The sequence below is a fragment of the Halorubrum yunnanense genome (genome assembly GCF_026586675.1).
Lineage (GTDB): Archaea > Halobacteriota > Halobacteria > Halobacteriales > Haloferacaceae > Halorubrum > Halorubrum yunnanense.
In genome coordinates, this window is the sequence record NZ_JAODIX010000062.1 from 1 (window position 1) to 10,561 (window position 10,561).

A 10,561-nucleotide genomic window follows, 5' to 3' on the forward strand; every position below is an offset into this window, starting at 1 on the left:
CGGGTTAATCTGGCGGAATATTGCGGTAAGAACGTCTGAAGTTGCCGTCAGTCGGCGGCAAAACAAGGCACGCTGAGGTCAAGGCCGTCGAGCAGTTCGAGAAACTCAGCGAGGACATCGCTGGTGGTATCGCCAGCGACAAGCTGGCGAACCGCCAGCGTGTATCGTTTGTTGCGCATCCGCGCGTAGAGCGTCGCATACGTGTGAAATGTGGTCGTTCCACGTTTCGCCTGTGAAAAGTACAGCGCTTCTGTCTCGTCTTCGTCGCCGTAGTAGGGATCGAGGTGGAGGTCTGCGCAGACCTCCACCGGTCGATCTGGAAGTGTCGCAAGCGCATCTCGCTGCAGGAGCATGTCCCCAACTGCCTCAACCGAGTCAAGCTCAAACTGCTCGGTGAGATGTCCCCGGACGGTGTTGGCGTGTGGTGAGTCACCAGTCGTTTCGCAGACGTGGTTGATTGAGGTCCCGCCGGCGCTGGCGCCGGCGAGGACCTCGTACAACGTCTCTGTCGTGACCTCGACGTCATCACCGAGATCTATCGCAAGCTCTTCGTCGAGACTGTTGACGACAAAATTAAGCAGGTGCTCTTCTTCTATCTCGCTGTCTGCTTCGGTAGCTTTCACACCCTTCCCAAGCAGACACTTTCACTCAAACCCGATGTGATCGACTGATACTCTGTATCTCGCACCTCACTACTGACAGAAATGAGGGGATATCGTGGGCGATGCTGACTCGATGGAAACGCTGCTACTCCATGAGAGCGTGAAACAAGATATGGGGCGCAAGAGACCGACCTGGATTTCGTGCCACAGAGCACGTTCTGTTGACTGGTCCGTGTGCGAAAGAAGCCGAGTCATGGGCGTTACAGCCCGGATGCCGCGCCCCGCGGCATCCGGGAAAGCCCGAATAGGTGAATCTCTGCTTCACGCACTGGCGTCCCGGGTGAACCAACCATGTACCTCGGAATCGACGTCCACAAACGGTACGCACAGGTGGCAGTAATGGATGAGGCCGGGAAGATCGTCGAAGAGGTTCGCGTCGACCGCGACGTGCTTCGTGTGGTGTCAGCCCAAGAGGGAAGCGACTACGAGGACGATCTGGGACCGGTGATTGAGGAGGCCGACGACCTCTCCCAGCCGCTGGGAGAGGTCTGGACCGACGGCTTGCCAGCCTACCGAGGTATGGAGCATGATCACCAGTACGTCGTCCACGACGACGGATACGTCTCTGCTGAGGGCGTCCACACGAACCAAACAGAGTGTCTCTGGTCAGTGCTCCAGCCGTGGTTGGCGAAGTTCCGCGGCCTCTCCAAGCAGGGCTTGGAGCAGGCCGCTCAGACCTACGGCTTCCTCCGGTCACTGAATCTTACTGGGGCACCGATCCACGGTCTCGTGGATTGTATTGCCGTCAACGTATTCCACTAGTTCCGCCAGTCTACCGAAGAGTGTAACCGGATCAGTAATCTCATGGTACCGATGGCTGACACACACTCGCCGTGACCAGCAGGATCGCCATACCGACCGAGTTGTTCCGTGGCGACTTGATTATACTCCCATAGAACGTGTCTCATACGATAGTTCTCAACCAGAGTATTTTACAGACTGTTGAGGGAGTCCTATGACACCCTCCGCCGACGTCTACCTGAAACGCGCGGACACGCTCCCAACGGGCGCGTTCAAAGTCCGCGACGGAGTGACGGTCATCTCGCGGTTGGGAGAGGAGTTCCACGACCCCGACCTGATCGCCGCCAGCACGGGCAACCACGGGCAGTCGGTCGCCTACGCCGGCCGGGTGTTCGACGACGCCCGCGAGCGCGCCGAGGCGCTCGCAGCAGAACGGGGGTATCAGTACGTCCACTCCGCGAACAAGCCAGCGCTGGTCGCCGGCGTCGGGACCGCGAGGCTGGAAGTCGTCGAGGAACTGCCGGGGGTTGACTACCTGTTCTCGCCCGTCGGCGGGGGGGGCGGGTGCGACGGGCTACTGTCTCACCGTCGGAGAACTTACCGACGCCGACGTGATCAGCGTCCAGTTGGCGGCCGCACCGGCGATACACCGGGCCTGGTCAGAGGGCCACCTCGACCCCACGACCGGATGGAAACGTTCGCTGGAGGCGTCGCGACGCGGGTGCCGTTCGCGGTGAAGATGGGCGCACTCTGGGAGAGCCTCGACGAGTTCCGCCTCGTGAGCGAGACGGCGATTGAAATCGGCGTTCGGGAGATGCTGACCGAGGCGGGGACCCCCGCGGAGGGCGCCTCCGCGACGAGCCTTGCGGCGATGCGGGAGATGGAGGCGAAGATCCGTGTGAAGACGGACATGCTCCCCAGCACCGGCCGGAATGTTTCGCCGGGGAAGCTTCGAACGCTGCTCGCCGGCGAGTCGCTCGGGGAGTAGTTCGACTGCCGTCGCTCACTCCTCGGGGAGGATCTTCCCGGGGTTGAGCACGTTGTTTGGGTCAAGCGCGCGCTTGATCGCGCGCATGCTCTCTAAGCCGGCGTCGTCGTACTCCATGGTGAGGTAGTCGCGTTTCCCGAGGCCGACGCCGTGTTCGCCGGTGGCGGTGCCGCCGAGCTCGATGGCGCGCTCGACGAGCCGTTCGGAGATCTCTTCGCCGGTCGCTACCGACTCAGGGTCGTCGGGCTCGACCATGATGAAGTAGTGGACGTTGCCGTCGCCGGCGTGGCCGAAGCAGGCGACCGGGATCCCTTTTTCGGCTTCGAGCTGTTTGGCGTAATCGATGATCTCGGGGTAGCTGCTGATCGGGACGGTGATGTCGCCAGGGGTGAGCGGGGAGCGGTCCGGGTCGTACGGCTCGAACGCCTCCGCGAGCTCGCGGCGCGCCTCCCAGAGCGCTCGCATCTCGGTGTCATCGTCGGCGATCTCGAAGCGTGCGACGTCGTTGGCCTCGAACACCGCCCGGCAGAACTCGATCTCCTTCTCGACACTGTGATTGGCGTGGAACTCAAGGAACACCATCGGCGAGTCGGGGAGATCGGTGTCGAGGAACGCGTTCGACACCTCGGCGCTGAATGCGTCGATGAGCTCGATCTTCGCAACGTCGACGCCGGACTGGACGGCGTCGGCGACGGCGGCGGTGGCCGAGCCAAGGTCGTCAAAGATCGCCCGCCCGCCACGGATCTGCTCGGGCCGGCCCGTGAGTTCGATCGTGGCCCGGGTGACGACGCCGAGGGTGCCCTCGCTGCCGATAACGAGCTCCTTGAGGTTGTAGCCGGCGGAGGTCTTGGCGGCCTTGCTCCCGACGGTGATCAGCTCCCCGGTCGGCAGGACGACTTCGAGTTCGAGGACCCAGTCGGCGACCTCGCCGTACTTCACGGTCTTCGTCCCGCTGGCGTCGTTGGCAATCATCCCGCCGATGGTCGAGATGTCGCTGGAGGCGGGGAGCGACGGGACGAAGAGGCCGTAGTCGGCGACAGCCTCGTTGAGGTCGTCGCCAAAGATGCCGGGCTGAACGTCGACCTGGAGGTCGTCGGGTCTGACATCGAGCACCGCGTCCATCTCGGAGAGATCGAGCGTGATGCCGCGCTCGACGGGGACAGCGTTGCCTTCGAGGCTGGTTCCGGCGGCGTAGGGGGTGACCGGAACCCCGTGTTCGTTCGCGGCCGTGAGCACCGCGGCGATGTCGGCCGTCGACTCCGGCCACACGACGACGTCCGGGGTGACGGCGTCTGCGTCGTCGGTCCCCCAGTCGGCCGCTCGCTGCTCGCGCTCTGCCGTGCCGTACGAGATTTGGTCGGCGTCGAGGATCCCCTCGACGAACTCGGTTGTAGGTGCCATGTATTCGGGTGAATCGTTCGCCGCATCGGTGCGACGGGTTCGTTCTGGGAGGCCAGCGAAGGTAAAACCACCGAGCAGCCGCCAGCTCGCGTCGCGATCGAAGGCTTAAAGAACTTTACCCCAGTTTACTTCGCCATGGTTAATGGTGACAAACAGGTAGACAGGCGCACGTTTCTACAGACGACCGCAGTCGCCGGGGGAGCATTCTCCGTCGCCGGCTGTATGGGTGGCGGGGGAAGCGATACGGCGGTTCTGGGCATGCTCCAGCCGTTCACGGGCGAGGTCGCCTGGGTCGGCGAGTCCAGCGAGGTGGCGATGAACATCGCCGTAGACCAGATCAACGAAGCCGGCGGGATGAACGGGACCGATATCGAGATCGTGACCGAGGACACGGAGACGAACCAACAGACGGCGATCTCGGCGCTCCGGAAGCTGACCGACTCCGACGGCGCCAGCGCGATCCTCGGCCCAACCTCATTCACGCTGCCCGCGGTGATGGACATCGCCCAGGAGAGTCAGGTGCCGATCATCTCGCCGACTGCGGGGACGAGTGTCCTCGACGACCGCGGCGGCAACTACATCTTCCGGACATCGGCGTCGGACTCGCTGGGCGGGAAGGCGATGGCACGGATCGCCCGGGACAACGGCTACGAGGAGATCGCGGTCATGTACGTCGACAACCAGGGGGGCCGGTCGTTCGGCCAGACAGTCATCGAGGGATTCGAGGCGCTGGGCGGCACCATCACCACCGAGGTCGCGCTCACGCCGGGAAAGAGCTCGTACCGCTCCGAACTGACCGAAGCATTCCAGGACGAGCCCGAGTTCGTCTCGCTGACCGCCGGCACCCAGACCGGCCAGATCATTCTGGACCAGTGGGACGAGCAGGGGCTAGGCGGCGTCTGGGGGCTGTCCAACGACATGCAGACCGACAGCTTCGCGGCCGACGTCGGCGCCCCGCTGGAGGACTCCTACGCGATCGGGCCGCTCCCGGGCGGCGAGAAGTACGACGAGTTCGCCGCGGAGTACGAGTCCCGCGCAGGCGAGAGCCCGCAGCCGTTCACCCCGGAGGCGTACGACGCCGCGATGCTGGCCGCGCTCGCCGCCGAGGCCGCCGAGAGCAACAGCGGGAGCGACCTAGCGGGGGAGATCCCCGCCGTCTCGAAGGACGGTGAGACTGTGACCAGCTTCCAGGCCGGCGCGGACGCGCTCGACAACGGGACGGAAATCGACTACGACGGCGCGAGCGGCCCCGTCGACATTACCAGCCAGGGGAACATCCGGTCGTCGTTCGCGGTGTTCCAGTCGACCGGAAGCGAATGGGAACAGGTGGGAGAGATCGCGGCAGACTCGCTCGACTTCTGATGCTCGAGCAGCTGTCGTTTATGACCAGCGTCGCCACGGTCGCGGGGATCTACGCCGTCCTCGCGCTCGGCCTGAACATCCATTGGGGGGAGACGGGCCTGCTCAACTTCGGGCATGTGGCGTTTTTCGCGGTCGGCGCATACACGACTGCAATCCTGACCATCCCGTCGCCGACCGCGACGCAGGCGTACTCCTTCGGCTTCGGCCTGCCTGTCGTCGTCGGCATCGTCGGCGGTTGTATCGCTGCGGGGCTGGTCGCCGTCTTGCTCGGGATCCCCACGCTCCAGCTGGACGAGGAGTATCTCGCCATCGTGAGCATCGGGCTCGCAGAGATCCTCCGACACGTGATGATGAACGAGAACTGGCTGACCGGCGGCGTCGCCGGGCTCTACGGGATCGATCGCCCCCTCAGGGGCGTGATCCCGCCTGAGGCGTACGACTTCTTCTACCTCGGGCTCGTGGTGCTCGCGGTCGGGCTGTGTTACGCCTACTCGCGACGGCTGAAGCAGTCGCCATTCGGCCGCGTGCTCCGGAGCATCCGGGACGACGAGGAGGCGTCGATCGCGCTCGGGAAGCACACGTTCCGCTACCGGATGCAGGCGTTCGTCGTCGGTGGCGTGATGGCCGGGCTCGCCGGCGCGCTATGGGCTCACTACGCGACAGCGCTGACTCCGACCGCGTTCGGGGCGAACATCACGTTCCTGACCTGGGTCGGCCTTATCGTCGGCGGGAGCGGGAACTCCAAGGGCGCGATCTTGGGCGCCGGCCTCATCATCGCGTTCCGGGAGGCGACGCGGTATCTCCCCGACCTGTACGGGCTGGGTGACATCATCCCGACGCTGCGGCTGATACTCGTCGGTGCTCTCGTGATCGTCACGATCCGCTACCGGCCCGACGGCCTGCTGCCGGAGCGTGACATCTCCTACGCGGAGTACTGCAAGCGCGTCGAGTACGGAGGTGAGTAGCCGGTGGCGTTCGATCCACAGTTCTTGCTCAACGGCGTCATCGTCGGGAGTACCATCGCGCTTGCCGCGATCGGGCTAACGCTCATTTTTGGCATCCTTGATTTTATCAACTTCGCTCACGGCGAGTATCTCACTCTCGGGGCGTATGCGGCGCTGGTCGCGAACGTCGCGCTTGGCCTCCCGTTCGTCGTCGCTGCTGTCGTGGCGATCCCAATCACGGTGGCGCTCGCGCTCGCCCTTGACCGGGTGGTGTTCTACCCGCTCCGTCGGGAGGGCGCCGGCGCGCTCTCGCTGCTGATCACGAGCTTCGGGCTGAGCATCATCCTGCGCAACGCCGTCGAGATGGTCTGGTCGAGCGACCCGCGACGGTTCGACGTTGGCGGCGCCGAGGCGATGGCCATCGCGGGCGTGCGGATCACGGCGGTCCAGATCGCGATCGTCGTCGTCTCGCTTGTGTTGATGATCGCCATCCACCTGCTGTTGACGCGGACGACCCTCGGCGTCACGATGCGGGCGACGGCGTCGAACCGCTCGCTCGCGCTCTCCTCAGGAGTGAACACCGAGCGGATCGTCACCTGGACGTGGGTCATCGGGGCAGGGCTGACCGCCATCGCGGGCGTGCTGATCGGCCTCAACACGGTCGTCCGGCCGTCGATGGGGTTCGGCCTGCTGCTGGTGATGTTTGCCGCCGTGATCCTCGGCGGCATCGGCGACCCCTACGGCGCGATGCTCGGCGGGCTCTCGATCGGCATCGCCCAGGAGGTGAGCGTCGCGTTCATCTCGGCGTCGTACAAGCCGGCGGTCGCGTTCACGATCATGGTGGTGTTGCTGCTGTGGAAGCCCGAAGGGCTCCGTGGGGCTGACACATGAGCGACGACGGGCTGCTAGAGGTACGTGACCTCAACAAGTACTTCGGCGGGGTCACCGCCGTCGACGGGTTCGATATGACCGTCGAGCGGAACTCGATCACGGGGCTGATCGGCCCGAACGGCGCCGGGAAGACGACGGTGTTCCGGACCATCTCCGGGTTCCACGACCCGGACGGCGGCAAGGTCGTCTTCGACGGCGAGGAGATTACCGGCAAGCCGGTGTACGAGATCGTTGAGGCTGGCATCACGCGGACGTTCCAGGAGGCACGGACGTTTCCAGAGATGACCGTCTTCGAGAACCTCCTCGTGGGGAAGACAGGCCACCGCGGCGAGAAGCTGCTGCCCACGACCGCGGGACCGAAGGCGTACGCGGAGGACGAACGCGCCGCCGTCGAGCACGCCGATCAACTGCTCGGCTACATGGAACTGGCGGAGAAACGCGACCAGCGGGCCGACCGGCTGGCCGTCGGGGAGCGAAAGCTGCTCGAGATCGCGCGGGCGCTGATGACCAACCCCGACCTTATCTTGCTCGACGAGCCGATGGCGGGGCTGCCCAGCGACTTGACGACGGACATCGTCGACTACATCGAGCGTATCCGCGAGGAGCGCGATCAGACGTTCCTCATCGTCGAACACGACATGGACACTATCATGAACATCTGTGACTCGATCACCGTGATGGAGGCCGGCCAGACCATCGCGTCCGGGACGCCGGAGGAGGTCCGTAACGATGAGCGGGTCGTCGAGGCCTACCTCGGGGAGGAGTCGGCATGAGCGACCCGCTGCTCTCGCTGTCGGCGGTCACCGCGGGCTACGGCGACCTTTACGTGTTGGAGGACGTCTCGCTCCGCGTCGACGAGGGCAATTTCGTCGCCATCGTCGGCCCGAACGGCGCCGGGAAGTCGACGCTGCTGCGGACCATCGTCGGCGGGACGACGCTCCACGACGGCACGATCCGGTACGGGAACGACGACATCTCCCGGACGCCTCGCCACGAGATCGTCGACGCCGGCGTCGGATACGTTCCCCAGGACGACGCCGTGTTCCCTGACCTCACCGTTCGTGAGAACCTTCGGATGGGCGGCTACACCGGGGACGGCGATGTCGACGCCCGGATTGGGGAGATATACGACCTGTTCCCCCGCTTGGAGGAGCGCCCCGACCAGGCGGCGAAGACGCTGTCAGGCGGGGAGAGCCGGATGCTCGCGATCGGGCGGGCGCTCATGCCCGGCCCAGATCTGCTGTTGATCGACGAGCCCTCGACGGGGCTCGCCCCCCAGATCGTCGACCGGATGTTCGAGCGGATCGATAAGATCCACACGGAGGGGACGACCGTCCTGCTCGTCGAGCAGGACGTCTCCGCCGTCGTCGATAGCTCCGAGCGCGTGTACACGCTCCAGAACGGGGAGATCGGGTTCGAGGGCTCCGTCGAGGAGTTCCAAGCGTCCGACGACGCCGAGAGCCTCGGCTGGTGATCGGTGGAAGGATATCGATCTCGCCCCGATGGCGTCGGCCACACCGGGGGTAGTTCGGAGGGCTGAGCATCGCCGGGGGAGGCGCTGGCTACCCGTCGACGATCAACCCTGTAACATCGGTCGCCGTCTCGTTACTGGCCTCGCCGTACAGCGTGTACGGCTGGTCGGTTTCCCAGTACAACAGCGTGAACGCCTCGTAGCTGGTGAGATAGCCCCCCAATCGCCGACGGCGACTTCCTCGTAGGTGTCGAGTTCGTCGTAGTTCTGCTCGCCGATCGGCTCGGCCTGCGTGTTGACAGTGATTGCTCGGTCGGCGGCATCATAGCGGAGCGTGACCGCGTAGTAGCTCTCGCCGTCGAGGATTGTTCCCTCCTCGAAGCTGAACCCGTTGCCGATCTCGGCGGCCGACACCGACGCGTTCGGGGCGGCGACAAGATTGTCGTAGCTTCCGTAGTCTGTGATCTCGGGGCCGAGGTTCGCCGTCGGATCGGTCGCGTTCGCGGGCACGTCGAGCTCGAACATCTAGTCGGGGATCGCCTCATAGTGATTACTGCGAATAGTTTCAGAGGCGGCGTCGAGGGACGCTGGTTCAGCCGCCCTCAATGCCGATACGGATCGTCACGGCGGTAAAGACTTACAGTAATCACTATCATTCAGCGTGACGTTCTCGAAGCGACCGCAGAGCTGTGAGTGTACTCCTCGGTCCGGATCTCGCTATCGATCCGAGCCTGGAAGTACGTCTCCGCGTCGACGTACACCGTCGTCGACATCTCGATGTCGCTCCGGTACTGCTCTGTCGGGGCCGCGTTCAGCACGTACTTCTCCCGGCCGTCGACGGTCTCGGTGCCGCGGTACTCGTAGCTGAGCAGCGACTCGTTGGCCAGCAGCTCGATCTGGGGGAGGAGCGTTTTCGCCCAGACTTCGTACTCCGAGACGTGGTTCTCCTCGGCGTTGTAGGTGACTGCTATACTTTCGTTCAGCACCGTCGTGACCGAGTCGCTTCCGTAGCAGTAGACTCGACTTTGCCGACTATGTTGCGTGTCGAATAATTTATGTATTATTCAAAAATGTGCCCAGTAATAGATCCCGGCCGATTTCGAACCTCGAACCGCGCCCCTGCGGCTCCTTGTCTCCTGAATAACACGATGAGTAGGTCGGATAGCCGCCGATTTGGGAGTGATAACCGCGTCTGTCGTCGGTATATATAAATGGACCCATTCAGCTGGCAATAGGCTGTAGTACCACGTTTCGGGCCTGCGGCCCTAATCTCGGTCATAAGTCACCCAGAAGCCAGACGTACTAATATTGTCATGTGTTGTCCGGGTCTCCACCGATTCTCGGACACGCACCTATGAGAACTCACCTTGTGATGTGTTTCAACGGCTGTGTTGAATCGCCATACAGCAGCGAGGTAGGCCGCTAAATCAAAGGAGTTGAAGCGAGAGAATGCGGTTGTTCATGACGCAAATCTCCCGCTTCATCGGGGAGGTTGTACCGGTTGCTCAAAGAGTTACTGGCGATGGAGGCGAATCCGCCGCCCCGAAAGGTGGCGGCGGATTCGCCGACTATGCACTCGTTTCCCTCCACTGTCTGCGGATTTACCTCGATTCATCGTACCGCATGACGATCGACTTGCTCAAAGAAATGCCACAAATAACCGGAGAGATCGGCCTCAACGCGGCCGATCTCCCCGCGCCGTCCACGTTGTGTAAGGCGTTCGACCGGATCAGCATGAGCATCTGTCGAGTGCTGCTGCGCCAGTCGGCGCAGCTGCACGAACTCTCTGAACACGCCGCGATCGACGCCACGTTCTACGACCGCTCACCAGCCAGCCGCCACTACTGCCAGCGAATCAGCTACCGCGTTCAAAAGCTCAAAGTCACGAAACTTGTCGATACAGCGTCTCAAGCCGTCCTTGACGTTCACTGTTCAACAAACCGAGAAGGAAGCGACGCAGACCTCGCTGAGCAGATCGCCCGCCGGAACGCGGGCGATCTGCGGTCTCTCGCCGCCGATAAAGGCTATGACAGGCTGTGTTGAATCGCCATACGGAGGCGAGGTAGGCCGCTAAATCAAAGGAGTTGAAGCGGGAGAATGC

9 protein-coding genes and 3 pseudogenes are annotated in these 10,561 nt (G+C 63.5%); 8 read left to right on the top strand and 4 right to left on the bottom strand.

Translation table 11 applies throughout. The features are described 5' to 3' along the window. Positions 1-50: 50 nt before the first annotated feature. Positions 51-623: pseudogene (locus N5096_RS13070) on the bottom strand (ISH3 family transposase); the annotation flags it as partial. 414 nt (positions 624-1,037) lie between these two features. Here N5096_RS13070 and N5096_RS13075 point away from each other — a divergent pair. Together N5096_RS13075 and N5096_RS13080 are read left to right on the top strand one after the other, a co-directional pair. Beyond that, a pseudogene (locus N5096_RS13075) lies at positions 1,038-1,424 on the top strand (IS1595 family transposase); the annotation flags it as partial. 193 nt (positions 1,425-1,617) lie between these two features. Beyond that, entirely contained in the window at positions 1,618-2,391 is a 774-nt protein-coding gene (locus N5096_RS13080; protein WP_267665266.1) for a pyridoxal-phosphate dependent enzyme, read from the top strand. Positions 2,392-2,406: 15 nt separating this feature from the next. On the opposite strand, the gene N5096_RS13085 is transcribed toward N5096_RS13080, so the two are convergent. Next, positions 2,407-3,792 carry an FAD-binding oxidoreductase gene (locus N5096_RS13085; protein WP_267665267.1) on the bottom strand — a complete coding sequence of 462 codons (1,386 nt, stop codon included), beginning with the start codon at positions 3,790-3,792 and terminating at the stop codon, positions 2,407-2,409. 135 nt (positions 3,793-3,927) lie between these two features. Between N5096_RS13085 and N5096_RS13090 the strand changes: the two genes are divergently transcribed. Genes N5096_RS13090 through N5096_RS13110 form a run of 5 tightly spaced genes read left to right on the top strand, consistent with a single transcriptional unit; the run spans position 3,928 to position 8,463 of the window. Further along, positions 3,928-5,154, top strand: coding sequence for an ABC transporter substrate-binding protein (locus N5096_RS13090; RefSeq protein WP_267665268.1), 1,227 nt, complete (start codon positions 3,928-3,930; stop codon positions 5,152-5,154). Next, complete coding sequence (locus tag N5096_RS13095; RefSeq protein ID WP_267665269.1) at positions 5,154-6,119, top strand: branched-chain amino acid ABC transporter permease; 966 nt, start codon at positions 5,154-5,156, stop codon at positions 6,117-6,119. The genes N5096_RS13090 and N5096_RS13095 overlap by 1 nt, the downstream gene beginning before the upstream one ends. Positions 6,120-6,122: 3 nt before the next feature. Beyond that, complete coding sequence (locus N5096_RS13100) at positions 6,123-6,989, top strand: branched-chain amino acid ABC transporter permease (RefSeq protein WP_267665270.1); 867 nt, start codon at positions 6,123-6,125, stop codon at positions 6,987-6,989. Next, a complete protein-coding gene (locus N5096_RS13105) occupies positions 6,986-7,762 on the top strand; it encodes an ABC transporter ATP-binding protein (RefSeq protein WP_267665271.1) in 777 nt (258 codons plus the stop codon). The genes N5096_RS13100 and N5096_RS13105 overlap by 4 nt, the downstream gene beginning before the upstream one ends. Then, the gene (locus N5096_RS13110) at positions 7,759-8,463 is read left to right on the top strand and encodes an ABC transporter ATP-binding protein (protein ID WP_267665272.1); all 705 of its coding nucleotides are present in this window, start codon (positions 7,759-7,761) and stop codon (positions 8,461-8,463) included. Before N5096_RS13105 ends, N5096_RS13110 begins: the two co-directional genes overlap by 4 nt. Before the next feature lie 102 nt (positions 8,464-8,565). Here N5096_RS13110 and N5096_RS13115 read toward each other — a convergent pair whose 3' ends face one another. Then, positions 8,566-8,985 (bottom strand): hypothetical protein, encoded by a 420-nt coding sequence (locus N5096_RS13115; RefSeq protein ID WP_267665273.1) that lies wholly within the window; start codon positions 8,983-8,985, stop codon positions 8,566-8,568. Positions 8,986-9,116: 131 nt separating this feature from the next. Then, a complete protein-coding gene (locus N5096_RS13120; protein ID WP_267665274.1) occupies positions 9,117-9,446 on the bottom strand; it encodes a LolA-like protein in 330 nt (109 codons plus the stop codon). Between the two features lie 475 nt (positions 9,447-9,921). Between N5096_RS13120 and N5096_RS13125 the strand changes: the two are divergent. Beyond that, a pseudogene (locus N5096_RS13125) lies at positions 9,922-10,494 on the top strand (IS5 family transposase); the annotation flags it as partial. Between the last annotated feature and the right edge of the window lie 67 nt (positions 10,495-10,561).

What these genes read in the sequence shown, in the direction of transcription:
- N5096_RS13095 (WP_267665269.1), top strand. Translation starts at nt 5,154, where the DNA reads ATGCTCGAGCAGCTGTCGTTTATGACCAGCGTCGCCACGGTCGCGGGG.
- N5096_RS13090 (WP_267665268.1), top strand. Translation starts at nt 3,928, where the DNA reads ATGGTTAATGGTGACAAACAGGTAGACAGGCGCACGTTTCTACAGACG.
- N5096_RS13110 (WP_267665272.1), top strand. Translation starts at nt 7,759, where the DNA reads ATGAGCGACCCGCTGCTCTCGCTGTCGGCGGTCACCGCGGGCTACGGC.
- N5096_RS13080 (WP_267665266.1), top strand. Translation starts at nt 1,618, where the DNA reads ATGACACCCTCCGCCGACGTCTACCTGAAACGCGCGGACACGCTCCCA.
- N5096_RS13115 (WP_267665273.1), bottom strand. Translation starts at nt 8,985, where the DNA reads ATGTTCGAGCTCGACGTGCCCGCGAACGCGACCGATCCGACGGCGAAC.
- N5096_RS13105 (WP_267665271.1), top strand. Translation starts at nt 6,986, where the DNA reads ATGAGCGACGACGGGCTGCTAGAGGTACGTGACCTCAACAAGTACTTC.
- N5096_RS13085 (WP_267665267.1), bottom strand. Translation starts at nt 3,792, where the DNA reads ATGGCACCTACAACCGAGTTCGTCGAGGGGATCCTCGACGCCGACCAA.